Annotated in this window: 20 protein-coding genes; 13 read left to right on the top strand and 7 right to left on the bottom strand. The window is 62.4% G+C overall.

Annotated elements, in window-relative coordinates:
• Nucleotides 1-56: 56 nt before the first annotated feature.
• A complete protein-coding gene (locus D1820_RS09130) occupies nt 57-1,190 on the bottom strand; it encodes a citrate synthase (RefSeq protein ID WP_118068696.1) in 1,134 nt (377 codons plus the stop codon).
• Nucleotides 1,191-1,222: 32 nt separating this feature from the next.
• On the opposite strand from D1820_RS09130, the gene D1820_RS09125 reads away from it, so the two are divergent.
• The gene (locus D1820_RS09125) at nt 1,223-2,074 is read left to right on the top strand and encodes a phosphate acyltransferase (protein ID WP_118068695.1); all 852 of its coding nucleotides are present in this window, start codon (nt 1,223-1,225) and stop codon (nt 2,072-2,074) included.
• Between the two features lie 37 nt (nt 2,075-2,111).
• Here the strand turns inward: D1820_RS09125 and D1820_RS09120 are convergent, their stop codons facing one another.
• The 4 genes from D1820_RS09120 to D1820_RS09105 form a co-directional block, all read right to left on the bottom strand.
• Entirely contained in the window at nt 2,112-3,272 is a 1,161-nt protein-coding gene (locus D1820_RS09120) for an acetate/propionate family kinase (protein ID WP_118068693.1), read from the bottom strand.
• On the bottom strand, nt 3,269-4,015 hold the full coding sequence (locus D1820_RS09115; RefSeq protein WP_118068691.1) for a TSUP family transporter: 747 nt from the start codon (nt 4,013-4,015) through the stop codon (nt 3,269-3,271). The genes D1820_RS09120 and D1820_RS09115 overlap by 4 nt, the downstream gene beginning before the upstream one ends.
• Nucleotides 4,016-4,020: 5 nt before the next feature.
• Entirely contained in the window at nt 4,021-5,796 is a 1,776-nt protein-coding gene (gene xsc, locus D1820_RS09110) for a sulfoacetaldehyde acetyltransferase (protein ID WP_118068690.1), read from the bottom strand.
• Between the two features lie 193 nt (nt 5,797-5,989).
• On the bottom strand, nt 5,990-7,465 hold the full coding sequence (locus D1820_RS09105) for a PLP-dependent aminotransferase family protein (protein ID WP_118068688.1): 1,476 nt from the start codon (nt 7,463-7,465) through the stop codon (nt 5,990-5,992).
• Between the two features lie 127 nt (nt 7,466-7,592).
• Here D1820_RS09105 and D1820_RS09100 point away from each other — a divergent pair, with 127 nt between their 5' ends.
• From D1820_RS09100 to D1820_RS09085, 4 genes are all read left to right on the top strand, one after another.
• Entirely contained in the window at nt 7,593-8,336 is a 744-nt protein-coding gene (locus D1820_RS09100; RefSeq protein WP_118070118.1) for a hypothetical protein, read from the top strand.
• Between the two features lie 94 nt (nt 8,337-8,430).
• Nucleotides 8,431-8,748 (top strand): helix-turn-helix transcriptional regulator, encoded by a 318-nt coding sequence (locus tag D1820_RS09095; protein WP_040174346.1) that lies wholly within the window; start codon nt 8,431-8,433, stop codon nt 8,746-8,748.
• Nucleotides 8,741-9,769 (top strand): permease, encoded by a 1,029-nt coding sequence (locus tag D1820_RS09090; protein WP_118068686.1) that lies wholly within the window; start codon nt 8,741-8,743, stop codon nt 9,767-9,769. The genes D1820_RS09095 and D1820_RS09090 overlap by 8 nt, the downstream gene beginning before the upstream one ends.
• A gap of 206 nt (nt 9,770-9,975) precedes the next feature.
• Nucleotides 9,976-10,731 (top strand): SDR family oxidoreductase, encoded by a 756-nt coding sequence (locus tag D1820_RS09085; protein WP_102898157.1) that lies wholly within the window; start codon nt 9,976-9,978, stop codon nt 10,729-10,731.
• Between the two features lie 83 nt (nt 10,732-10,814).
• Here D1820_RS09085 and D1820_RS09080 read toward each other — a convergent pair whose 3' ends face one another.
• Nucleotides 10,815-12,212, bottom strand: a complete 1,398-nt coding sequence (locus D1820_RS09080) for an aspartate aminotransferase family protein (RefSeq protein WP_118068684.1) — start codon at nt 12,210-12,212, stop codon at nt 10,815-10,817.
• Between the two features lie 255 nt (nt 12,213-12,467).
• On the opposite strand from D1820_RS09080, the gene D1820_RS09075 reads away from it, so the two are divergent.
• The 8 genes from D1820_RS09075 to D1820_RS09040 all read left to right on the top strand — a co-directional run bounded on the left by D1820_RS09075 (nt 12,468) and on the right by D1820_RS09040 (nt 23,152).
• Nucleotides 12,468-13,274, top strand: a complete 807-nt coding sequence (locus D1820_RS09075) for a 3-keto-5-aminohexanoate cleavage protein (RefSeq protein ID WP_118068683.1) — start codon at nt 12,468-12,470, stop codon at nt 13,272-13,274.
• Nucleotides 13,271-14,593 carry an aspartate aminotransferase family protein gene (locus D1820_RS09070; protein ID WP_118068682.1) on the top strand — a complete coding sequence of 441 codons (1,323 nt, stop codon included), beginning with the start codon at nt 13,271-13,273 and terminating at the stop codon, nt 14,591-14,593. Before D1820_RS09075 ends, D1820_RS09070 begins: the two co-directional genes overlap by 4 nt.
• Before the next feature lie 209 nt (nt 14,594-14,802).
• Nucleotides 14,803-16,272: an aminotransferase class V-fold PLP-dependent enzyme gene (locus tag D1820_RS09065; protein ID WP_118068681.1), complete on the top strand. Its 1,470-nt coding sequence runs from the start codon at nt 14,803-14,805 to the stop codon at nt 16,270-16,272.
• Nucleotides 16,272-17,051 (top strand): class II glutamine amidotransferase, encoded by a 780-nt coding sequence (locus D1820_RS09060; protein ID WP_096789805.1) that lies wholly within the window; start codon nt 16,272-16,274, stop codon nt 17,049-17,051. The genes D1820_RS09065 and D1820_RS09060 overlap by 1 nt, the downstream gene beginning before the upstream one ends.
• 170 nt (nt 17,052-17,221) lie before the next feature.
• The gene (locus tag D1820_RS09055; protein ID WP_118068679.1) at nt 17,222-17,974 is read left to right on the top strand and encodes an allophanate hydrolase subunit 1; all 753 of its coding nucleotides are present in this window, start codon (nt 17,222-17,224) and stop codon (nt 17,972-17,974) included.
• Nucleotides 17,971-19,014, top strand: coding sequence for a biotin-dependent carboxyltransferase family protein (locus D1820_RS09050; RefSeq protein WP_118068678.1), 1,044 nt, complete (start codon nt 17,971-17,973; stop codon nt 19,012-19,014). The genes D1820_RS09055 and D1820_RS09050 overlap by 4 nt, the downstream gene beginning before the upstream one ends.
• Nucleotides 19,011-19,784, top strand: coding sequence for a LamB/YcsF family protein (locus tag D1820_RS09045; protein WP_118068676.1), 774 nt, complete (start codon nt 19,011-19,013; stop codon nt 19,782-19,784). The genes D1820_RS09050 and D1820_RS09045 overlap by 4 nt, the downstream gene beginning before the upstream one ends.
• A 152-nt stretch (nt 19,785-19,936) precedes the next feature.
• On the top strand, nt 19,937-23,152 hold the full coding sequence (locus tag D1820_RS09040) for a 2Fe-2S iron-sulfur cluster-binding protein (protein WP_118068674.1): 3,216 nt from the start codon (nt 19,937-19,939) through the stop codon (nt 23,150-23,152).
• A gap of 93 nt (nt 23,153-23,245) precedes the next feature.
• On the opposite strand, the gene D1820_RS09035 is transcribed toward D1820_RS09040, so the two are convergent.
• Entirely contained in the window at nt 23,246-25,822 is a 2,577-nt protein-coding gene (locus D1820_RS09035; RefSeq protein WP_118068673.1) for an HWE histidine kinase domain-containing protein, read from the bottom strand.
• Between the last annotated feature and the right edge of the window lie 58 nt (nt 25,823-25,880).

Here is a 25,880-nt window from a genome sequence, read left to right as displayed (position 1 = left end):
CGCCGGGCCTGCATGGGCCGGGCGGCGTTATGTGCTGTGGCGCGGAGTTGGTGGGATCAGCGCGCGTTTAGTGGAATATAGGCGCGGGGTTCCGGCCCGTTGTAAAGGGTCAGGGGGCGGATCAGGATATTGCCGCGCTGCTGTTCGATGCATTGGATGATCCAGCCGGGCATCCGGCCGATGGCAAAGATCGGCACGTAGAGATCCATCGCGATGCCGTGCAGCTGGTAGATCACGCCGGAATAGAAATCGACATTCACGTTCAGACCGTGGCGCGCATAGGGCTGCATGGCCTCCACCACGGCTTGCAGGATTTCATACCACTCCGGTGCGCCCATTTCTGCGCCCAACTGGCGCACGCCTTCGCGCATGTGGCGCGCGCGTGGGTCTTCCTTGCGGTAGACGCGGTGGCCAAAACCGGTCACGGCCTCCTTGGCGGCGCGCTTGGCCTTTACGTAGGCGGCGGCTTTGTCCGGCGTGCCGATCTCATGCACCATTTTCATCACGTCCTCGGCGGCGCCGCCATGGGCTGGACCCGCAAGGGTGGAGAGCGCGGTGACGATGCCGCCGTGGAGGTTGGTTTCGGTCCCGATGGTGACGCGCGCGGCAAAGCTGGAGGCGTTGGCACCATGTTCAGCGTGCAGGATGAAATCGACATCCGCGAGCCGGGTTGCCTCGGGTGTGGGTTTTTCGCCCTTCAGCATCCAAAGCCAGTTGCCCGCATGGCTGAGGGTCATGTCGGGGGCCACCACCTCGCGGCCATTTCGGATCGCGTCATGGGCGGCGATGATGATCGGCACCTGCGAGATCAGCCGAATGCCATTGGCGACAAAAGCGTCTTCGCCCACCTTCTGGCTGTCTGGTTCAAGCGCGGCGAGGGCAGAGACGGCAGTGCGCAGCACATCCATCGGATGACCATCCTTGGTGGCGCGGATGATATCCAGCACCGGGACAGGCAACACGCGGGCGGCTTTCAGTGCGGTATCAAATTCTGCGAGCTGATCCGCATCGGGCAATTCGCCATGGATCAGCAGATAGCAGACCTCCTCAAAGGTGGAATGCGTGGCCAGATCGTGAATGGAATAGCCGCGATAACTCAGCTCACCCTTGGCGCCATCAATGTCGGAAACCCCGGAGCGTTCGAAGTAGATCCCCTTGAGGCCGCGGTTGATCTTGACGTTATCGCTCATTGCTGGCTCCTTTCCCCGCAAGGGAGAACAAAATGACTGTACTTGAAAACGCATATGCGCTGGCTCGGGAACGCAAGGCACGGGTGGTGTTTCCCGAGATGGACGACCCCAGAGTGGCGGCTGCGGTAGACCAGCTGACCCGTGAGGGGCTGGTGGACGCGGTGCCTTTGGCGTCGGTGTCTGCGGCGCATGTGGATGTCTTGGTGGCGGCGCGCGGTATGAAGGAAGGCATCGCCAAACGCATGCTCTCCAAACCCCTGTACCGCGCGGCGGCGATGGTGGCTGCGGGCGAGGCGGATGCGATGGTGGCGGGCGCGGATGTGCCCACGCGCCGGGTGATTGAGGCGGCCAGCATCGGCATCGGGCTGGATGCGGGGGGCAGCACCGCGTCGTCGTTTTTCCTGATGCTGTTTCCGGATGGGCGCGAATTGGTGTTTGCCGATTGCGCGGTCAACGTGGCGCCGGATGCGGCGCAACTGGCTGATATCGCACGGGCCTCTGCACGTTCGGCAGAGGCGCTCTTGGGGTCAGCACGGGTTGCGATGCTGTCGTTTTCCACCGGCACCTCGGGCGATGGTGACAGTGTGGCGCTGGTGCGCGCGGCGGCAGAGGCGAGCGGATTTGCAGGCCCGGTGCAGGCGGATGCGGCACTGAACCCGGTGATTGCCGAGAAGAAAGGTATCGCGCCGGTTGAGGCCAATGTGCTGATCTTCCCGACGCTGGATGCGGGCAATATCGGATACAAGCTTTGCCAGGAATTAGGCGGCGCGCAGGCGCTGGGGCCGTTCTTGCAGGGCTTTGCCAAGCCGGTCTGCGATCTGAGCCGAGGCGCCTCGGTCGAGGACATCGTGGCGGCGACGGTCCTGACGGTGGCGCAGATCTGATCTTGCTGAAGGTGTGACAGGCAGACGGGGGCGGCGATCATGACGCCCCCATCAGGGTCTGGGCATCCATCGCGATCTGACGCTCTTCCTCAGCCTCAATCACCCAGATCGCCACCTTGGAGCTGCCGGCATGCAGGCGCGCCTTGCGGGCGTGGTTGGCATCCACATCCATACGCGCGCCGATCCATTCCAGACCGCGCAGAATACGGGCGCGCACTCCCACCGCGTTTTCGCCGATACCGCCGGTGAAGGCGATGGCATCCAGCCCCTCCATTGCGGCAATCAGGCTGCCAGCGTGGCGCAGGCTCCAGTAGCAGAAATGTTCGATGGCAAAGGCGCTGTCAGCGCTGGGGTCGAGCATCAGGTTGCGCATGTCGGATTTGCCGCCCGACAGGCCAAGCAGGCCGCTTTCATTGTTCAGGATCGCCTTGGTGCGGTCGAGGCCGTTGTCCTCGACCAGGCGTAGCACCGCATTGGCGTCAATCCCGCCCGACCGCGTGCCCATGGTGAGGCCATCTAGGGGCGAATAGCCCATGGTGGTGGCAACGGACTGGCCATTGCGGATCGCACAAAGTGAGGCGCCATTGCCGAGGTGAAACGCCAGCAGGCGCGAGGGCAGGGCGGCGCCGGAAATTTTCGGCAGGCGCCGCACCAGCGAGGCGTAGGACAGCCCGTGAAACCCGTAGCGGCGGATGCCCTTGGTCTCTTCCACGCGGGGGATCGCATAGCGGGTTGCGACCTCTGGGTTGGTGGCGTGAAACGATGTGTCAAAGCTGGCAAACTGCGGCAGCTCAGGCGCGGTGGCGGCCATCGTATCAATCGCCGCGAGACTGTGCGGGTTGTGCAGCGGAGCCAGCGGCGTGCAATCGGCGATTTCACTGCGGATTTCCGGGGTGATGCGCACCGGTTTGGTTAGCTTTCGCCCGCCATGAACGACCCGGTGGCCCACAGCTGCGAGCCGCGACGGGTCAAGCCCGTGCTCGGGCAGTGCCGCCAGAATCGCGGCGAGCGCCTCTGCGTGGGTGGGGAACTGGCTGTCGCTACTGGTGTCTGCGATGCGCAAACGTGATTGCGGCGTGCCGATCCCCTCAGCCAGGCCCGAAATGCGCTGGGTGAGATCCGCGTCGAAGATCGCAAATTTGATTGATGAGGATCCTGCGTTGAGGGCCAGAATGTCGGTTTCAGCAGATGAGGTCATAGCGCAGCCTTCATGATGTTGAGGGCCGCCAGTGCCGCCAAGAGCGTCACGACATAGCGGCGGAACAAATCCGGCGCGGCGAGCGCAAAGCCGCGAGAGCCGACCCAAACACCCGCACCAAGGATGGGAAAGGCGAGGAGAACACCCCAGAGCGTGTCCGGGCCAGTGAGGCCATGGGCGGACATGACCGGCAGGGCCATCAGGTCGATGCCCGTCAGAAACACGATCATGGTGGCGCGAAACACCGCAGGCGGGATCGGCTGCGCGGTCATGAAGGCGGCGGCGGGCAGGCCGCCGACACCTGCGCTATTGGCCATGCCGGAGGCCATGCCAACGGCGACATGTCCGGCGGTCCCAATGGGGCGCGCGAGGCGCCAACCGCTGAGCAACAATAGGCTGAGGGCAAGGATCAGCGCGGAAATCACCAGCCGCGCCTGATCCGGGCCAAGGCGGGCCATCACGGCCACGGCGGGCAGCGTCGCAACGGCGGCACCTGCCAGCAGGGCAAAGGACCTGCGCCAGTCGATATGTGGACTGATACCGCGCGCCTGAAAGGCGGTCATCGCAATCTCGCAGGCAAAGACCACGGGGATCAGCGGCAGCGGATTGGTGACTAGAGCGGCGAGAATAATGAAGATTGCGGAAAAGCCAAAGCCCGAATATCCGCGGATAAAGGCCGCCGCAAATAATGCGGCGGCCAGAAAGGCGCCCGCGCCCATTGAGAGATCAAAAGGCAGGGGCATAGGCGTCAGACCTGCTGCTCGCGCATGTCGCCCTTGTCGATGCCTGCCACGCGGACCGGCTTCTTCATGGCGTCACGGCGGAACGGCTCCCCCAGTTCCTGGTTGATCATGGCTTCGATCAGGGTGGTTTTGCCGTTTTTCTGGTCCTCGATGGCCTGCGCAAGTGCGGAGGTCAGCTCGTCCATGGTGCGGGCCACAACACCGTTGAGACCACAGGCGCTGGCAATACCTGCATAGGACACCTGCTCGTCCAGCTCGGTGCCGACGAAGTTGTCATCGAACCACAGGGTGGAGTTCCGCTTTTCCGCGCCCCACTGGTAGTTGCGGAACACGATATGGGTGATCGCGGGCCATTCGCCGCGGCCAATCGCCGTCAGCTCGGTCACCGCGATGCCGAAGGCACCATCGCCGGAGAAGCCCACGACCGGGGTATCCGGGCAGCCGATCTTGGCGCCGACAATGGCGGGCAGACCATAGCCACAGGGACCAAAAAGGCCGGGGGCGAGGTATTTACGCCCCTCGTCGAAGGAGGGGTAGGCGTTGCCGATGGCGCAGTTGTTGCCGATGTCGGAGGAGATGATCGCCTCACGGGGGAGCGCCTGCTGGATGGCGCGCCACGCCATGCGGGGGCTCATCCATTCGGGTTTGTCGGCGCGGGCGCGTTCGTTCCAGGTGGTGCCCGGATCGTCGTCCTCATGGGTCATTTCGGTCAGCTGCTGCGCCCAGCGGGATTTGGTTTCCGAGATGCGGTTCTTACGCTCTGCGCGGCCTGTATCGCCTGCGGTGTCGCTCAGTTGGGAGAGGATCCCGGAGGCCACTTTGGCGGCGTCGCCGATGATGCCGACGGAGACTTTCTTGGTCAGGCCAATGCGATCCGGGTTGATGTCGACCTGAATGATCTTGGCATCGGCGGGCCAGTATTCCATGCCGTAGCCGGGCAGGGTGGAGAAAGGGTTCAGACGGGTGCCGAGGCAGAGAACGACGTCGGCGTCCTTGATCAGCTCCATCCCGGCCTTGGAGCCGTTGTAACCCAGCGGACCTGCAAACAGCGGATGGTTGCCGGGGAAAGCGTCATTGTGCTGATAACCCACGCAGACCGGGGCATCCAGACGTTCGGCCAGCTCCTGCGACGCGGCGATGCCGCCTTTGGACAATACCACGCCGGCGCCGTTCAGGATCACGGGGTTCTTGGCTTCGGACAGCAGTTTGGCGGCGTCGCTAACAGCGGTTTCGCCACCGGAAGGACGTTCAAATTCGACAATGGCGGGCAGTTCGATGTCGATGACCTGGGTCCACATGTCACGGGGAATGTTCAGCTGTGCAGGCGCCGATGCGCGCTTGGCGTTCATGATCACACGGTTCAGCACTTCGGCCACGCGGGAGGGGTCGCGGACCTCTTCCTGATAGGCGACGCAATCGGCGAACATGCGCATCTGTTCCATTTCCTGGAAACCGCCCTGACCAATGGTCTTGTTCGCAGCCTGAGGGGTGACCAGCAAGAGCGGGGTGTGGTTCCAGTAGGCGGTCTTCACCGCGGTCACGAAGTTGGTGATGCCGGGGCCGTTCTGGGCGATCATCATCGACATTTTGCCGGTCGCGCGGGTGTAGCCGTCGGCCATCATGCCGCCGGAGCCTTCGTGGGCGCAGTCCCAGAAGGTGATCCCTGCTTCGGGGAAGATGTCAGAAATCGGCATCATGGCCGAGCCGATGATGCCAAACGCATGTTGGATGCCGTGCATTTGCAGTGTTTTTACAAATGCTTCCTCGGTGGTCATTTTCATCGCGTATTCTCCTGATGAGACGCCAAAAGGGCCGGCACAAAGGCCGGGATGAATCTGGTGTATTCCGCCGGGCAGAGCCGGGTTAGGGCCAGTTCCCGCCCCGGCTTAGTACCAGTATGCGATGGGGTGCGGAATGCTGCGGTGCGGCGTCAGGCAGACGGCCCTGAGGCGGGCGCATCGCAGCTGTGGCAGGCTAGCCAGCCTTTGCACGACTGGGGCGCAGGGCCTCTGCGATGAGGGCCAGCCCGGGCGCGATCCGGTTGGACGGGATCGAAGAATACCCCAGGCGGTAATAGTTCTGTTTGCGATGTTCCGCCGCGAAGAATGGCGCACCGGGTTCGATCAGGACGCTCTTTGCCTTCAGCGATTGGGCGACCGCCGCAGTATCCACGCCCGCGTCGGCGTGCATCCACAGGGAGGAGCCGCCGTAGACCCCGACGCCTGCCACGCTAAGCCCGTGATGGGTCACCGCCTCTTCGATCACGCAGCGGCGATCATGCAGAACCTTGGCCATGCGGCGGATCTGGGCATCGTAGTGGCCCAGCGACAGGAAATAAGCCACGGTGCGCTGCACATGGCCAGGCGGGTGGCGCAGCACATTGGCGCGCAGGGCGCGGGCCTGCCGGATGAAGGGTTCGGATCCGACCAGATAGCCAAGGCGCAGGCCGGGGAAGAGCGATTTGGAGAAGCTGCCGACATAGACCACCCGGCCATCCGCATCGAGCGACTTCAGCGCTGGTGAGGGCGCGCCGAGGAAGGACATCTCGAATTCATAGTCATCCTCGACAATCACCGCATCAATATCGCGGGCGCGGTCCAGCAGCTGTTTGCGCCGCGCCATCGGCATGGTGGCTGTGGTCGGGCTCTGGTGGCTGGGGGTGGTGAAAATGACATCAGTGTCCTCCCGGATGGTGTCGGGTGGCAACCCGTCATGGTCCACCGGCAGGCAGTCGATCTCGCAGCCGCGATAGACCAGCTGATCGCGCAGGGTATAATAGGTCGGATCCTCCAGCGCGGCCTTGCGTCCCAGTCCCAAGAGCAGCTGCGCCACCAGCCAGAGTGCGTTCTGCGCCCCAAGGGTGATCAGGATTTCCTCTGGCCGGGCAGAGATGCCGCGGCGGGGCAGGGTGTGGCGGGCGATATATTCCACCAGCAGCGGATCGTCCTGATCGAAGTAATCATTGGTGAGCGCGGCAAAATCCTTTTGCCCCAATGCGCGCAGGGCACAGAGCCGCCAGTTGGCGTGGTCAAACAGCGAGGCATCCGCCTGCCCGTAGATGAACGGGTAGCGATAATCGCGCCAGTCCTGTGGTTTGCGGGGGGTGTCGCCGCCGCAGTAGTTGCCGACGATGGCCGAGGCCCAGTCCACCGTGTCCGCAGATTTCTGCGAAGGCGCGTAGCTGGGCGGCACCGGGGCGTTTTCGGAAACATAATACCCAGACCGTCCCTTGGAGATCAGGTAGTCATTGGCCAGAAGCTCTGTATAGGCCAGCGTTACGGTGATGCGGCTGATGCCCAGATGCGCGGCCAGCTTGCGCGAGGAAGGCAGCTTCTCCCCCACCCGCAAGCGGCCGGAGAGAATGCCCTCGGCAATCATTTCCTGGATCTGCGCCTGCAGGGTGCCTTGCGCATCGGGGTTCAGAAAGAAGGTGTCGACAGAGATGGCCATGCCTCACTGTAGGCTGGACATAAATGGGGTGCAATCTGGACTTACATATTTTGATGTCTTGCAGTGAGAATCTTGTCGGTATCGATCTTGATTGCAATCCGTGTTCGGCTTTGGGCATGTTCAACTCATGATGAAGTTTTTTGTTCACGGCCTGATTGTTCTGTTTCTGACTGTGGTTACTCAGATCGGCGGGCTCGCTTGGTTGATGTCGAGATTGTTCCGCAGATCCCTGCTTGTCTTCGTTATTGTCTATGTGGCGTTCAGTATTGGGGCGCAGTACACGGCCCCGGCCTTTGGGAGAACACCGCTCAGCTGTTTTGGATCAGGCAACCTGCAAGTGCAGTCCTGGTTTTACTGTGCGTTGAACAGAACCTATGTGTCGCCCGCGTTGCTTGAGGTGTTGCAGGACAATGCGGATGAGGTTGCGCGGAAGTACCCCGGCACGGTTACACTTGTATTGGATGCCAACTTTCCGTTCTGGGATGGTTTCCCACTGCTGCCACATCTTTCGCATCATGATGGAAAGAAGGCTGACTTGGCGCTCTTTTATAGCGAGGAAGGTCGATATATTCCGAGGGCGGTACGGTCGCCTATTGGGTATTTTGCATTTGAGTCTGGGCCGACTGAGTGTCGCAAGGCTTGGTTGTCTCTGCGTTGGGATCTGGATTGGGCGCAGGGGATTTGGCGAGATTTAGTTCTTGAAGAGCGCAGGACATTTTTCCTGGTGAAGGCGCTGGCAGAAGATGCGCGCGTCCAGAAGGTGTTTATTGAGCCTCATCTAAGGGAAAGGATGGGCGCAGGCTTCCGTAAGATCAGGTTTCAAGGCTGCCGTGCCGCCCGCCATGACGATCATATACACGTCCAAATCTAGGTGTATCGAGAAGCTGGTTGGATTGATCTTCATTTTTCTATATAACTAGTTTTATCGAATCATTTAGAGTCAAGATAGGGCCAAGAGGTGCGTTATGGACTGGGAACAGGCGGCGGGTGGATTTGCGGCGATGGGGTCGGAGGCGCGGCTGGCAGTTTTGCGCTGCCTGGTGCGCGCGGGCGAAGGCGGGTTGATGGTGCAGGATATTCAGGCCCGGACAGGCATTGCGCCCTCCACATTGGCCCATCATCTGAAACTGCTGGCTGGAGCCGGGTTGATCCTGCAGCGCAAGGACGGGCGCAGCACTTATAACACAGCGGACTATGATCAGTTGAAACAATTGGCGGGGTTTATCCTCAGTGAGTGCTGCGCGGATGATGTCTCTATCCGGGAGGTGGCAAACGATGGCTGAGCTGACACAAAATCCACGCCCTGCAGGCCTGATTGCGCGGGGGATCAGAACGCCATGGGCGCTTTGTGTGGCGATCCTGCTGGCGGTGGCGGTGCTGGACCCCGGCAATCTGGCGGAGGTCATCCGTTTTGCCGGGGCGGCGCTGCTGCATACCGGGCGTTATATTCTCTTTGCGGTGCTGCTGCTTTCCTACCTCAAGGCGACAGGGGCCGAGGTGATGGTCGCGCGCGCTTTTGAAGGGCGGGAAGTGCGGATGATCTTTCTGGCAGCGGTCTTTGGCGGGCTGGCACCGTTTTGTTCCTGCGAGGTGATCCCGTTTATTGCCGGGCTGTTGGCGCTGGGCGCGCCGCTGTCTGCGGTGATGGCGTTCTGGCTGGCCTCGCCCCTGATCGACCCGCCGACGCTGCTGATCACGGCTGGGGCGCTCGGCTGGCCGTTTGCGATTGCCAAGGCGGTCGCGGCGGTGGCGCTGGGGCTGTTTGGTGGCTTTGCCATCAAGGCATTGCGGGGGGCGGGCGCCTTTGCCAGCCCGCTGCGGCAGGCGCCGCGTTCCAGCTGCTGTGGCTGTGGTGCGCCGAAGGCCGAGGCGCCGGTCTGGGCGTTCTGGCGGGACCCTGCGCGGCGCAGCCAGTTCCGGCAGGAGTTCGTCAGCAATGGTCTGTTTCTGGTGAAATGGCTGACGCTGGCCTATGTGCTGGAGGCGCTGCTGGTGTCCTATGTGCCAGCCGATCTGATTGCGACCCTGGTGGGTGGCGAGGGGATCCTGCCGATTGCCACCGCAGCGCTGGTGGGGATGCCAGCCTATCTCAACTCCTATGTGGCGCCACCCTTGCTGGCGGGGCTGATGGAGCAGGGGATGAGCGCGGGGGCCGCGATGGCCTTCATGGTGGCGGGTGCAGTGAGCTCGATCCCGGCGATGGCGGCGGTCTGGTCGCTGGTGAAGCCACAGGTCTTTGCCACCTATCTGGCGCTGGGGATCACCGGCGCGATCCTGTCTGGGATCTTGTTTCAGATGGTCTGAGGAGCCAGGACTGGGCGGGATGCTCCCGTCCGGTGCGCGGCGCTGTCGCGTCTGGGGCGGCGTTACCTGGCGGTCCGGGACCGGCGGCCTCCGCGACCCGTTTCCTGCGGGAAAGGGAAGAGCCTCCGCTGCAGCCGCATGAAACGGGTCGAGTGCATGTCAGTGAGGCGGTTAGCTCAGGGCGTCAACCAATGGAGGCTTTGATCATGGAACTAAAAGACAAGACACTTATTATTACCGGCGCAAGTAGCGGTATCGGTGCTGCGGCGGCGTTGTTATTTGCGGCAGAAGGGGCCAATGTCGTGCTGGGTGCCCGGCGGCAGGCTGAGCTGCAAACCCTTGCGGATCAGATAAATCAGAGCGGTGGACGGGCGGCCTGCCTGGCCGGGGATGTTACCGAGGAATCCTATTCAGAATCTTTGGTTGCCTTGGCGACAGAGGCGTTCGGCGGGCTGGACGGCGCCTTTAACAACGCGGGCATCATGGGAGACATGGGGCCGGTTGAGCAGATGGATGCCGCCAACTGGAACGCCGTCCTCACGGCAAACCTGACCGGCGCGTTTTTCTCGGCCAAGGCGCAGATCCCGGCTTTGCGCGCACGCGGCGGTGGCGCGCTGGTGTTTACCGGATCCTTTGTTGGGTTCAGCAATGGCGGCATGCCTGGCATGGGGGCCTATGCGGCGTCTAAGGCGGGGTTGATCGGCCTGGTTCAGTCGCTGGCGTCCGATCTGGCTGCTGAGGGTATCCGGGCAAACGCGCTGCTGCCGGGCGGAACCAAAACCGCCATGGCGGGGGACGATCCGGACACACACAGTTTTATCGCGGGGTTGCACCCGATGAAACGGATGGCCGCGCCGGTGGAAATTGCCCAAGCTGCGCTGTTTCTTCTGTCGGACCGGTCCAGTTTCGTGACCGGCGGTCCGGTGGCGGTGGATGGCGGAATCGCGGCGCGGCTTGTCTGAACCCGACCGGGCCAACTGTCTCAACAAAAAAAGCGCCCCGGACATACCGGGGCGCAATTCGTTCCTCCAAAAGGGGAAATGTATCAGCCAAACACTTTGGTCAGGGCCACATCCACCGCGTCGGTGATCTTGTCCACGTCTTCGGGGGTCACGATCAGCGCCGGGCTGAAGCACAGGGTGTTGTTCTTGCCCGGAATGGAGCGGTTGGTCACACCGATGATGACGTTCTGATTGCCACATTCGGCCACAACCGCCTGTGCCAGTTTCTCGTCCACCGGCTCCTTCGTTTCGCGGTCCGCAACCAGCTCGGCGCCGAGGAACAGACCCTTGCCGCGCACATCGCCGATGACCTGATGTTTCTCCATCAGCGCCTCGAGGTTGGATTTCATCCGCTCCCCCATGGCGACGCAGTTCTCAAGGAGGTTCTCATCCTCGATGATCTGCATATTGACCAGTGCGGCGGCGGGGCCTGCGGTGCAGCCGCCAAAAGTGGAGATGTCGCGGAAGTAGTTCAGCGGATCACTGGCGTCATCCTTGAACATGTCAAAGACCGCTTCGGTGGTGACGAGGCAGGCAATTGCGGCATAACCCGAGGCGACGCCTTTGGCCATGGTCACGAAGTCGGGCTCAATGCCGTAGTGCTGATAGCCAAACCAAGTGCCGGTGCGGCCGACGCCACAGACCACCTCGTCGATGTGCAACAGGATGTCATATTGTTTGCAGATCTCCTGCACACGCGGCCAGTAGCCTTCGGGCGCCTCAATAACACCACCACCTGCGGTCACCGGCTCAAGGCAGAGCGCGCCAACGGTATCGGGGCCTTCGCGCAGGATGACCTCTTCGATCTGATTGGCGGCGGCGATGCCGAACTCCTTGCCGGAGAGATGCTCCAGACCCAGCTCGTGCTTGCGGTACTCCATGCAGTGAGGGACCTTCACGAAATCGGGCGCGAAGGGGCCGTATTGCATGTTGCGCTCTTCCTGGCCGCCGGCGGACATCGCTGCGAGGGTGGAGCCGTGGTAGTCGCGGTCGCGGTACAGGATCTTGGTTTTCTTGCCGCCGTATTTCTTATGCGCGATCTGGCGCACCATCTTGAAGGCTTTCTCATTCGCCTCCGAGCCGGAGTTGTTGTAGTAGACCCGGCTCATGCCCGGCATCTTCTCGATCAGCTTTTCGGCAAACAACGCACCGGGGATCGAGCCTGCGGATTGCGCGAAGTAACAAAGCTTCATCAGCTGGTCGTAGACCGCCTTGGCGATTTCCTCGCGGCCATAGCCGACATTGACGGTCCAGACCCCGCCGGAAACGGCGTCGAGCCATTCCTTGCCGTTCTGGTCCCAGACCCGCATGCCCTTGCCCTCGACGATGATGCGGGGGTCGTTTTCTTCAAAAGGCTTGTGCTGGATCAGGTGATGCCAGACGTTGGCCTTGTCTGCGGCGATGACCCGGCTCAGGTCGTTTTCATTGAACGTGCCATCCATGACATGCCCTTTCCACGTTGTTCGAAAATGCGGTCTGCCATGGATTGGCTGGCCAGACTCGCCCTGTATCCACGAAACGCTATATTTACGTTTTGCTCTAGGTCCAGTTGCCGACGCAATTTAGCTCCAGACGCCGGGCGGGGGGTGTGGTAAAAAAACATATGTTCTGGATTTGCCGGATTGAGAACATGCGCCGTTATGCGCCAAACCGATGCAGCCGATAGACCGGCGCAGTGACACAGGCGGAGCGACGCGGTGACGACATATCATTTGATGGTGGCCCCCAATGGGGCGCGGCGACGGCAGGCGGATCATCCGGGGCTGCCGTTGCGCACGGCGGAAATTGCTGCCACGGCAGCCGCCTGCCAACGGGCCGGGGCGGATGCGCTGCATCTGCATGTACGCAACCGGGACGGCGGCCATTCTCTGGATGCGGGGCGCTACCGCGCGGCGATGGCGGCGGTGGCTGAGGCGGCGCCGGGCATGGCGATCCAGATTACCACCGAGAGTGCGGGTATGTTTGACGTGGCGGATCAGCTGGCCTGTCTGGAGGCGCTGCGCCCGGCGGCGGCCTCGGTCTCGGTCCGGGAAATGGCGCGGGACTGGACGTTGGCCGCGCGGGCCTATGCGATCTGCGCTGAGGCAGGAACCGAGGTGCAGCATATCCTGTATGGTCCTGACTGCATTGCGGCGTTGCGTCAGGCCTATGCGCGGGGGGATATTCCGGCGCAGATGCGGTCGGCTATTTTTGTGCTGGGCCAATATGCGCCGCCGCGTTTGGCTGAGGCGTCCGAGCTGCGCGTGTTTCTTGAGGCAACTGCGGATCTGGATCTGGACTGGGGGCTCTGCGCCTTTGGCCGGCAGGAACACGCCTGCCTGCTGGCGGGGCTGGAGGCCGGGGGGCGGCTGCGGATCGGGTTTGAAAACAATACCCAAGCTGCGGATGGATCGGAGTATCCTGACAACGCAGCCTCAGTTGCCGAGTTTGTCGCATTGGCGCGCGCGGCGGGGCATCGCCCGCTTGTGATGCCTGATTCCGAGGATAAAGGAGCCCAGCTATGAGCCATGTTTTTCCCCGCCACACCAAGGCCAGCCTGCCCACTGCCGTCGCAGGGGACGGCTGCTATCTGATTGATGCCAACGGCAAACGCTATTTCGATGGCTCTGGCGGGGCGGCGGTGTCCTGTCTTGGGCATTCTGATGCCGAAGTGATTGCTGCGGTGCAGGAGCAAGTCGGCAAACTGGCCTTTGCCCATACCGGGTTTTTGACGTCGGAACCGGCAGAGGCGCTGGCCGATCTGTTGATTTCACAGGCGCCGGGAGATCTGGACCGGGTCTATTTCGTGTCTGGCGGGTCGGAGGCGACAGAGGCGGCGATCAAGCTGGCACGGCAATATCATCTGGAGCGTGGCGACACCACGCGCCGCCATGTGATTGCCCGGCGGCAAAGCTATCACGGCAATACGCTGGGCGCGCTTGCGGCTGGCGGCAATGAATGGCGGCGGCAGCAGTTTGCGCCGCTGCTGATTGAGATGTCCCATATTGCGCCCTGCTATGAATATGTTGACCGGGGTGAGGGCGAAAGCAGCTACGACTATGGTCAGCGCGTCGCCAATGAGCTGGAGGCGGAGATTCTACGGCTTGGGCCTGAAACGGTCATGGCTTTCATGGCGGAGCCGGTGGTCGGGGCCACATCGGGCGCGGTGCCCGCGGTTGAGGGGTATTTCAAACGCATCCGCGAGATCTGCGACCAATATGGCGTGTTGCTGATTCTGGATGAGGTGATGTGTGGCATGGGGCGGACCGGGCATCTGTTTGCCTGCGAGGCGGATGGTGTGGCGCCGGATATACTGTGTATCGCCAAGGGGTTGGGGGCTGGCTATCAGCCGATTGGCGCGATGCTGTGCAGTCGGAAAATCTATGAGGCGATTGAAGGCGGCAGCGGATTTTTCCAGCATGGCCACACCTATATCGGCCACCCCGTGGCGACGGCTGCGGGGCTGGCGGTAGTGCGGGCCTTGCTGGATCGCGGATTGGTGCGGCGCAGTGCTGAGATGGGCGAGAAGCTGCACGCAGCACTGGTGGCGCGGTTTGGTCCGCACCCGCATGTCGGCGATCTGCGCGGACGGGGGCTGTTCCGTGGGATCGAACTGGTGGCAGACCGCGAGAGCAAAACGCCGTTTGACCCCGGCCTCGGTGTTGCCGGCAAGCTGAAAAAGGCGGCGTTTGAGGCCGGGCTGATCTGTTATCCGATGGCAGGCACGCGGGATGGGCGCAAGGGCGATCACATTCTGTTGGCACCGCCCTTCATCCTCAGTGAAGATCAGATCGGCGAGATCACAGACAAGCTGGAGATCGCCTTCGCTCAGGTGCTGCCCTAAGACGGCTGTTGGCGGTGGTGGTCAGCGAGGTGCTGCGGACTGGCAGATATACCATCGGGTGGTCGTGCCGTGTTTGAGGTTTTGATCGGCAATGAGCTTTTGTGTGGTGTCATTTGATGAACACTTAGATTGATTTATGCAATAAATGAGTGAATATTCACTGGTCCTGCTTGGTAGTGTGTCTGCAACACAGCAAGAGGACCGTTCAAATGACCACAAATTTCGCCCCTGCCGACCTTCTTGATCGTTTCGGCGCGTCGCTTGCCGGGGCGGAGCGTCTGGACCGCCTGCGGGCCGGTGTCATTGGTGACGGGGCGGAACTGCCGGGGCCGAACGGGCCGGTGAAAATGATCTATGCCGATTACGTCGCCTCTGGCCGGGCCCTACGGCAGGTTGAGGACTTCGTTCTGACTGAGGTGTTGCCCTATTATGCCAACAGCCACACCGAGGCATCTTATTGCGGCAGCTTCATGACTCGGCTGCGCGGGGCGGCACGGCAGACCATTGCGCGGATCTGCGGTGCGGATGATCGTTTTGCGACGGTGTTCACTGGATCCGGCGCGACGGCAGGGCTCAATCGGCTGGTGCATTTGTTGGGGGTCTCCGGCGCGGTGGCTGCGGGGCAGACGCCTCTGGTGATCCTTGGCCCCTATGAGCACCATTCCAACATCCTGCCGTGGCGCGAAAGCGGCGCCGAAGTGGTCGAAATTGCCGAGGCCGCCGAGGGCGGGCCTGACATTGGCGAGCTGGAGACCGTGTTGCAGCGGGAGGCTGGCGGCGACCGCCTGATCGTGGGCGCGTTTTCGGCGGCGTCTAATGTCACAGGGATTGTTACCGACACCGATGCCGTCAGCCGGGTGTTGCGTCGTCATGGCGCGCGGGTGGTCTGGGACTACGCGGGGGGTGGCCCTTATCTGCCGATGGATATGGCAGCGGGCACGGATGCCGAGAAGGACGCGATTGTGTTCTCCGCCCATAAATTCCTGGGCGGGCCGGGGGCGTCTGGTGTGATGATCCTGCGCAAGGCTGCTGTCGCAAGTACACGCCCAACCCTCCCCGGTGGCGGTACCGTGAAATTTGTCTCCCCCTGGCGGCATGACTACGCCGATGATCTGGCCGCGCGGGAAGAGGCAGGCACGCCCAATGTGGTTGGCGATATTCGTGCCGCGCTGTGTCTTCTGGTGAAGGAGGCGATGGGGCAGGCGTTCATGGACCAGCGGCAGGAGGAGCTGCGGCAGCGGGCGCTGGCGGCCTGGCAGGATCTGCCCAATCTGCAGATCCTCGGCAATCCGAACGCCAAGCAGAAACTGCCGATCTTCTCGTTTCAGGTGCAGGACCCGGAGACCGGCGCGCCGATCCACCAACAGCTGTTCACCCGGATGCTGTCGGATCACTACGGGGTGCAGGCCCGTGGCGGCTGCGCCTGTGCGGGGCCATATGCCCACCGGCTGCTGAACATCGGACCGGTGCAGTCCCGTGCCATGCGCGCGGCCATTCTGGGTGGGCAGGAGATCGAGAAACCGGGTTGGACCCGTCTCAACTTCTCCGCCACGCTGAGCGATGAGAAGGCCGATGCAATCATCCACGCGGTGCGCGACCTCGCACAGGATCCGCGGCGGTTCTGTGAGGGGTATAACGTCGATACCGCTACCGCGCGTTTTGCGCCGAAGGTGGCCTAATGTGCCGTCTGCTCGCCTGGAACGGGGCCCCGCGCTACCTTGAGGATCTGGTGTTTGTACCGGAACATTCGCTGGTGCATCAGTGCCGGAATGCGCTGATCTGCAAGACGCCGATCAATGCCGATGGGTTTGGGATGGCCTGGTATTCGGACCGCCCGGAGCCGTGTCTCTACAAGGACACGCATCCGGCCTGGTCCGATCCCAATCTGGCGCAGATTTCGCGCCATACCAAAACTGGGCTGTTTCTGGCCCATGTGCGGGCCTCCACCGGAACCGCGACTTCGCGCAACAATTGCCATCCCTTTGCCAGCGGCAAGTGGAGCTTCATGCACAATGGTCAGGCCGGCGGGCATATGCAGTTCCGCAAGCGGCTGGATACGATGATTCCGGATGCGTTTTACGATCACCGTCTGGGCGGCACTGAGAGTGAGGCGATTTTCCTGATTGCCCTTGGTCTGGGCTTGGACGCGGATCCCATCGGGGCCGTCGCCGCCGCCGTGCAGCAGGTTGAGGCCGTTTCGCGCGAGAATGGCACCACGCCGCATATGCGGTTTGGGGCCTGCTGGTCCGATGGCACCCGGCTATATGCGGCGCGCTATGCCTCCGACAGGCATGCACCCAGCCTCTATTACCGGGTCTATAAGGAGGGGGTGATCGTCACCTCCGAACCGCTGGACAGCGATATCAGTGCCTGGATTGAGGTGCAGCCGAACCGGGCGCTGGTGGTCGAGGGGGGCGAGGTCATGGACCTGCCCTTCACCACAGCCTTGGCGGCCTGATCCTGGGTTGATGCCGACGGGAGGCAGCTCCTGTGCGTTGGTGACCTGAGAGAGCAAAGCGCGGTTGACTATCCCCGCTTTGCGGCGCAACCCTGTGGCGAAAATGGACGGCGATACCGGAGCGGCCCGAGGTGGCCGGGGCGTCGCCCGTCGCCGCTGTCGGAGGAACCATGTCGCGCGAGGCCCCCCCAACCTATCCGCTGATCCGCAATGTCGGGCTGTCGGGAATGCTGGTCAGCTTTGGCGATCAGCTGGATGAGGCCACCAACCGGGCCACGCTTGCCTTTCGTAGTGCGGTCAATGCGTTGGGGCTGAGCGGCGTCGTGGAAACCGCGACCTCTTTGGCCTCGGTCTTTGTGCGCTTTGATGCGGTGGAGCTGCCGCATGATCGGTTGCGCGGGGCGCTGGCAGATCTGTTGCTGACCCAGGATTGGTATCAGGCGCCGCTGCCGGACGGGCGGCGGTTCTGGCGGGTTCCGACGGTTTACGGCACCGAGCTCGCGCCGCAGCTGGCGGAGGCGGCGGAGCTTGCGGGTGTGAGCGAGGCAGCAGCGATTGAGGAGCTGGGCGCGGCGCGGGTTCGGGTGCTGACCATCGGATTTGCACCGGGGCAGCCCTATCTTGGGACGTTGGGCGAAAACTGGGATATCCCGCGGCAGAGCGAAGTCACCCCGCAGGTGCCGGTTGGCGCGCTGGTATTGGCGATCCGACAGTTCGTGCTGTTCTCAACCGCATCGCCCACCGGCTGGCGTCATGTCGGGCAGACCGGTCTGACACTGTTTCAGCCAGAGGCCGTCGATCCCTTTGCGCTGCGCGCCGGAGATGAGTTGCAGTTCGAACCGGTGAGCCGGGCGGCGTTTTTGCGGTTGCGGGACAGTGGCGCCCAGCAGGGCGGTGCCATTGTCAGCGAGGTCACATCATGAGAGCGCTGCGGGTTCTGCGGATTGGTCCCTCCTGCACGGTGCAGGATCGAGGCCGGGTTGGCTACCTCGGGCAGGGGCTGTCGCAGGGCGGCGCGGCGGATACACTGGCGCTGGCCGAAGGCGCGGCGCTGTTGCGGCAGGATGCCGGGCTGGCGGCGCTGGAGATGGCCGGAATGGGCGGGCTGTTTGAGGCAAGTGCGCCGATGCGGATTGCCCTGACCGGCGCCCAGATGGTGGCAACGCTGGATGGCGCGCCGCTGGTCTGGAATGCGTCGCACCGGATTGAGCCGGGCCAACGGTTGGAGATCGGCGCCGCAAAACGGGGCGTTTATGGCTATCTGCATGTGGGTGGCGGGTTTGCCACGCCGGAGTTGCTGGGCGCGCGGGCGGCGCATCTGGTGGCGGCCCTCGGCGCGCCAGTGACCAAAGGCGATACCCTGCCGGTGGGGGCTGAGGTGCTGCCAGCGGCGCGGCAGGTAACCGGGTTGGGGCTGCGCGTGGCGGATCGCTTCTCAGGCGGGGAGCTGCGGCTGGTCGAAAGCTTCCAGTCTGATCTGTTCCCACCCGAGGTGCGCCGACGCTTTGCCGAGACACCTTTCACACCGGGGCGGCGTGCCAGTCGCATGGCCTTGCAGTTGATGTCCGAGGGGGCCGGATTTGCCGCTGAGGGGCAGTTGAATGTGCTGTCGGAGATCATTGTGCCGGGAGATGTGCAGATGACAGGTGACGGCCGCCCGTTTCTGCTGCTGCGCGAGGCGCAAACGACCGGGGGCTACCCCCGGATCGGTACGGTTCTGCCCTGCGATCTGTCGCGGGCGGTGCAGGCGGCAGCTGGAGCGGTGCTGCGGTTTCGCTGGGTCACGCTTGAGGACGGGTTGGCGCAGCAGGCCGCCCATGAGGCCGCTGTTGCGGCGCTGCCCTCTGCCTGCCGCCCGCTGCTGCGCGATCCGGCTGATATGACGGATCTGCTGTCCTATCAGCTGATCGGGGGCGCAATATCAGCCGAGGCTGATCCTTTTGAAACTGGAGCTGAAACATGAGCAAGACCGTCGATCTGAACGCCGATATGGGCGAGAGCTTTGGCCCCTGGACCATGGGCGATGATGCGGCGCTGCTGGATGTCGTATCCTCCGCCAATATTGCCTGCGGGTTCCATGCGGGTGATCCGGATGTGATGGCGGTGACCATGGCGCGGGCACGCGACCACGGGGTAGGGATCGGCGCGCATCCGGGGTTTGATGATCTTCAAGGCTTTGGCCGCCGCAGGATGCAGGTGCCACAGGGCACGTTGGCCAATATGATCCGCTATCAGCTGGGCGCGGCACAGGGCATGGCGCGCGCGGCTGGTACCAAAGTGCGACATCTGAAGCTGCATGGGGCGCTGTCGAATATGGCCTCGGTGGATCATGCTATGGCGCGGGCCTGCTATGAGGCGGCGCTGGAGCTGGACCCGGATCTGATCATCATGGTGCTGGCCGCCACCGCCATGGAAGAGGTGGTGCGGGAGCTGGGCTGCAACTGGTGCGGAGAGATCTTTGCGGATCGGGCCTATAATGATGACGGGACGCTGGTGGACCGCTCCCTGCCCGGCGCGGTGATCCACGATCCCGCGATTGCCGGGCCGCGCATTCTGCAAATGGTGCAGGAGGGGGCGATCATCACCGAAAGCGGTGCGCGCATCCCCACTGCCATCGACACGATCTGCCTGCATGGGGACACACCAACCGCCGTGCAGCTGGCGCGATCGGTGCGGCAATCGTTGTCCGAGGGCGGGATCGAGGTTCGCGCTTTTGATGGGCGCCGGGGGTGACGTTGCTGTAATTTCCATATTGGATGTCCATTGTTTTGTTTGAAAACAAAATGTTGGACATCGAGTATGTGAAATTGGATGTTGGAGCCTATCCTCTGGGCGGATTTCTGGGCTAAACCTGTGGCAGCCTTTTGCTGCAACAGGATCCGCCTATGTCTCTCCGTTTGTTTTCGACCCGGTCCCGCCCGATCCATATGGGGCCGTTTCCGATGGAGCGGGTGCAGCCGGGGCCGATGCCGGATCTCGCGGCAGTACCGCCGTTTCAGCCGCTGAATTTCAGACGTCCCGATATGCCTGCGTCCATCGTCAATGCGATGGGCGAATATCAGGCGATGATGGATGCGATCCGCGACGGGCTGGTCAACAAGGCGCAAGCGGACTGCCCGAGCGACCCGCAGGAACGGGCCGATCATATCAAGGCCTTCGGCTATTTCAGCGATGCGGCGATGGTGGGGATCGGGCCGATGCCTGCCTCTGCGCGGCTGGATGTTCCCTATCGTAACGCGGATATCGACCGGCTGTCCCATGATCTGAAAACCCGCCAGACCAAGACGCTGGCCTCGGGCATTGATATGATCATGGCGGATCTGCGGGATGCGATGGAGGCGCCGCCGACCACTATTGGCGATCACACCCATTCGATTGTGTTTCTCTATGACATGCCGCGCGATCCGCGCCCGGATGAGGCAGGCTGTGACTGGCTGGACGGGGCCGAGTGCCACCGCGCCTGTCTGCGGGCCTCGGAGACAGCGGTGGTACTGGCGAATTACATCCGCTTGCTGGGCTGGGATGCCAAAGCGCATACCGGGACGTCGGCGGATGTGGATCTGAACCAGCTGACGGTTGCGGCGGGGCTTGCCACGGTTGAGGATGGCAAGCTGGTGAACCCCTATCTGGGCACGAGGTTTGGCGTGGCCGTGGTGACCACCGATTTCGACATGGCGCAGGACAAGCCGCTGTTGCTGCAGGATCTGCAACCGGTGATGCAGGTCAAGGGGCCGAAATGGTGGCTGGGGATCGGCTCCGAACGCTCAGCACTCAATGGCGATCCCTTTGCCCGCCGCGACTTCTGCGATGGGCCGCATCCGTTTGAGACGCTGAAGCGGGTCGCGGATCCCACCACCTATATTGACGAGGCGCGGGTGGCACGGGTGCCAAAACGCGCTGATATGTTTGCCCGTAGCCAGTTCGGCGATATGGGCAAGACCAATCAGGCGGCGGCCACCGGCGGGTTTTACGTGCGCAAGGCCGCGCCTTCGATGGCGCAGCGGCGGATGCTGGGGGCCTTTGTGTTGCTGCAGGATGGCGCGCCCGCCCCGCGGGCGCCGCGCCCCACGGATGCGGAGCGCAATGCTGCCAATATCAAGGCGGCGAGCTATTGGCTGGGGATTGACGCGGTGGGGATCAGCCGCTGCCCGGACTGGACCTGGTACAGCCATGACGCCACAGGCGCCGAAATCCATCCGGAGCATGATCAGGCGATTTCGATGATCGTTGATCAGGGCTTTGATACCACCGAAGGCACCTCCGGGGATGACTGGATTGCGGTGGCGCAGTCCATGCGGGCCTATTTGCGGTTTTCGCTGCTTGGGGGCGTGATTGCGCGGCAGATCCGCAACCTTGGCTACAAGGCGAAGGCGCATACGGTGATGGACGGCGAGGTGTTGCAGCCGCCGCTCTTGCTGCTCGCGGGGCTGGGCGAGGTCAGCCGGATTGGTGAGGTGATCCTGAATCCTTTCCTTGGGCCACGACTGAAATCCGGGGTTGTCACCACCGATATGCCGATGGCCCATGACAAGCCGATTGATTTTGGTCTTCAGGCATTCTGCGAGGCCTGCAACAAATGCGCCCGCGAATGCCCGTCGGGGGCGATCACGGCCGGGCCGAAGCTGATGTTCAATGGCTATGAGATCTGGAAATCCGACAGCCAGAAATGCACCACCTATCGCATCACCACGCCCGGGGGGGCGATGTGCGGGCGCTGCATGAAAACCTGCCCCTGGAACCTTGAGGGGATATTCAAGGAAAAGCCGTTTCGCTGGGCGGCGATGAATATGCCATCGGCGGCCCCCGCTTTGGCCAAGCTCGACGATATGGTTGGCAATGGTGAGATGAACCCGGCCAAGAAATGGTGGTGGGATCTGGAACTGGAAGAGGACGGTGGTTATCGCCCGACGCGCCATCCGGTTAATGCGCGCGCGCTGCAAAAGGATCTGGATCTGCGCTATGAGGATCAGACGCTGGCGGTGTATCCTGCGCATCTGGCACCGCACCCCTGGCCCTACCCGTTCCCGATGGACCGGGAAGCGGGCATCGAAGCCTATCAGGCAATGGTCACGGCGGAGGAATACAAAGCCCGCCGTGCGCGGGGGGAGACTGGCGATTGGGATCACATCTATACCAACGACGGCGACAGTCCGGTTCTGCGGGTTGAGGTGTCGAACGTCGAGGAGATGAGCAGCGGCGTCACCAAATATGAGTTTCGGAGCCTTGATGGCAGTCCCTTGCCGGAATGGACGGCGGGGGCGCATCTGGACATCGTGGTCGCGCCGGAGTTCCTGCGCCAGTATTCCATGTCTGGCGATCCGGCAGACCGGTCGACATACCAGATCGGTGTCCTGCGCGAGGATCTGGGGCGGGGGGGCTCAAAACTGCTGCACCGGATTTTCACCAAGGGGCGGCGGGTCTTCATCTCCAAGCCGATCAACCATTTCCCACTGATGGAAGACGCGCGTCGCAGTTTCCTGATGGGGGGCGGGATTGGTGTAACGCCGATGATTGCCATGGCCCATCGTCTGCATGCGCTGGGACAGCCGTTTGAGCTGCATTATTCCGTGTCATCGCGCCAGGACGCAGGCTACCTCAATGACCTCGCAGCGATGCCCTGGGCTGAGCATGTGCAGATCCATGTGTCAGATGAGGGCAGTCGCGCGAATCTGGACCAAGTGCTGGCGGATTATCAGGACGGCTGGCACGTCTATACCTGTGGGCCGGACCGCTACATGGGCGGCGTGATGGAGGCGGCAGAGCGTCAGGGCTTCCCCGAGGAGGCGCGTCATCTGGAGTATTTCTCCGTGCCGGAGGTGCCGGAGTATGAAAACCACGACTTTACCCTGAAGCTCAGCCGATCAGGGCGTGAGCTGCGGGTACCTGCGGAGAAAACCGCCACCGATGTGCTGGCCGAAAACGGCATTCATATTGATGTGAAATGTTCCGACGGCATCTGTGGCGTCTGCAAATGCGGGTTGGTGTCAGGCGAGGTGGAGCATCGCGATTTTGTGCTCTCCAAGGCGCAGCGCCAAGATGCGGTGATCCTGTGCCAGTCGCGGGCGGCAGAGAAAGATGGCGTGATTGAAGTGGATCTTTGACAGCGGAGGCCGCGCCTGCGCGGGTCCAGATGTTTCGGGCCGCATCACAGATGGCGCGGCCCGGTTGCTGCAATATAGGTATTGCCACCCCGGTCAGATGTCTTCCGGCGTTGGCCCCTCACCCGCGCGGAGAAGGGCGGCGGCCAGCGCGCTTTCAGAGACTGGTTTTTGCACGATCGGGCAGGGCGGGTAGATCTCGATGATGTCCTGCACCTCGCCGTAGCCGGTGGTCAGGACAAAGGGGATGCCGCGTCGCGCCAGTTCTTCGGCCACGGGGACGGATTGCTCGGAACCGAGATTGACGTCCAGCACCGCGTAGTTGATGCCGCCTTCCTCCAGTTTGTCCAGCGCCTTGCCCACGGTTGAGGCGCTGACGGTTTCCGCAAAACCGATGTCTTCCAGCATGGCGCTCAGATCCATCGCGATGATGAAGCTGTCTTCGACCACCAGTGCTTTGCCGCCCAGCTTTGGGGTTTCTTTGGCCTGGGGGAGAGACGCGTCAGGAATGGGCTGGGTCTCGCTATGCTGGATCTTGTCGAGATATCGGGTGGGAATGCGGAACCGCGCCTCAAGGCCGGTTGTCTTATACTGGACCGAGGCGTCGCCTTTCAGCTCATGCGGGATGGAATTCTCCACGATGGTAGAGCCAAAGCCGCGCCGTGAAGGCGGCGCCACCGGTGGGCCTCCGCGTTCAACCCAACGGATCAGAAGGGCGCCGCTGTCCTCTTCCTCCAGAGCGATCTCGACACGGCCGACCCCATTGCTGAGGGCACCATGTTTGACCGAATTGGTGGTCAGCTCATGCAGGACCAATGCCAGAGTGGTGAAAGCGACCGGGGTGACCAGCACATCGGGGCCTGTCAGGACAACCTCATCATCGCGACCGGTGGTATAGGCCTCCAGCTCGCAGGTGATCAACGCCCGCAGCGAAGCGGGTTCCCATTGCTCACCCGTCAACTGGTCATGCGCGCGCGCCAGCGAATGGATGCGGCCATCCAGATTGTCGGTGAATTCCGTCAGCGTGCGCGCCGTGCCTTTGGTCTGGGTGACCAGCCCGCGCATCAGGTTGAGGATGTTCCGAACCCGGTGATTGAGCTCTGATATCAGCAGTTGCTGTTGCTCTTGGGCGCGTGCCCGCTCGGCGTTGTTGGCTTCGGTCACCTTGAGGAAGATTTCCAGCAGCACGGTGCGCAGCATATTGGCGCTGTGAAGGCTGTTGTCTGCCCAGGGGGCGGACCGCCATTCGACGGTTTCCTGCCAGGCCTCAAAGCTTTTGCGGGGGGTAAGCCGCACGCCATTGGGGCCAACGTCCATCGGTTTGGTGGGATCCCCGGCCCAGGCAACCGTCTGCGAGATGCTGCGGCGGCATAGGATGAGGTAATCGCGTGGGCGTTTGGAAATCGGGATCGCGAGAATACCGGCGCAGCGATCAATGTAATCCCGCGCCGGGTCATGAATGCTCTCCAGCTGATTGGTGGAAAACGCCGTTGCCCCAATGGTGACATCCAGCATTCTGGCGAGGGAGCGGGTTTCCTCGGCGGTGGGGGTGGTGCCGGTGGCATGAAACTCCCCATCGGAGTAGAGCACCAGACCGTCATGAGGGATCACGTCCTGAATGTCTTCGGAGACCGAAATCAGGCTTTCCTTGAACGGGCGGCCATCCGCCAGCATCGCCATCAGTTGGGTCTGCAGGCGGCTCATGTTCTTTTCTTCGCGGTTGCGCTGCGTGGTCTCAAACTGGCTCAGCTCATATGAGAAGACATGCGCGAACATCTCAATGGCAGTGCGACGTTCATAGTCAATATACCGCGGGCGGTTGTGATGGCAGGCAAACAGGCCCCACAACTCTCCGTCTTTCATGATTGATACCGACATCGAGGCCCGCACGCCCATATTGCGCAGATACTCCAGATGGATCGGCGAGACAGCGCGGGTCACCGCCAGAGACAGATCCAGGGGGGCGCCGTCGATTTTGAATGCCGGGCTTATCGGCGCGCCCTCATCGTCCACATCGGCAATCAGCCGCAGCAACGACCGCTTATAAAGTGCGCGCGCCTGGACCGGAATATCCGAGGCGGGAAAGAACATGCCGTCGTATTTCTTGGTCCGGTCGCTGCGGATCTCGGCGATCACCTGTCCGGAGTGATCCGGCTGGAACTGATAGACCATGACGCTGTCGAACCCCGATAGCGCCTGCAGCCCGCGCGCCGCCCCCTGCGCCAGCCGCGAGATATCCCCGTCCCGACGCAGCTGCGAGAAATGCGGATAGATCTCGGACATCACATCGCGGTCGCTGCGCTCGAACTTTGGTTCGAACTCGATGACCAGATGGCGGCCGCTCTGATGGATGCTGACATCAAAGGCCTGGCTGCGGTCTTTCAGCGGGATGTTGAAGAACCGCAGGCTGCTGTCCGGGGCTTCCAAGGCGCCCAGATTGCGACGAATGCGGGTAAAGGCATCCTCCGCGATCAGATCTGCCAGCGAATGACCGATAGCCGCCTGCGCCTCGGTTCCCAATATCTCAAGAAGATTGTCCGAAGCATGCTGCACGATCCAGTCGGTCGAAACCGCGATCAGCGCGCCGTAAGATTGCACACGCCCCAACTGGTGAATCGGCTCGCGGTCGCAATTGGTCAGTGTGGTGGTTGAGACTGTCTGTTCCAAAGCCATTGTACAGGCCCTTTTTCTTGATATGCCGACGGTGCGCCCTGCGGACGGCGCTGTCTTG

This window comes from Phaeobacter sp. LSS9 (genome assembly GCF_003443595.1).
GTDB lineage: Bacteria > Pseudomonadota > Alphaproteobacteria > Rhodobacterales > Rhodobacteraceae > Phaeobacter > Phaeobacter piscinae.
The sequence above is the reverse complement of the archived record's forward strand: the minus strand, read 5'-3'. Positions and strand labels throughout refer to the sequence as shown.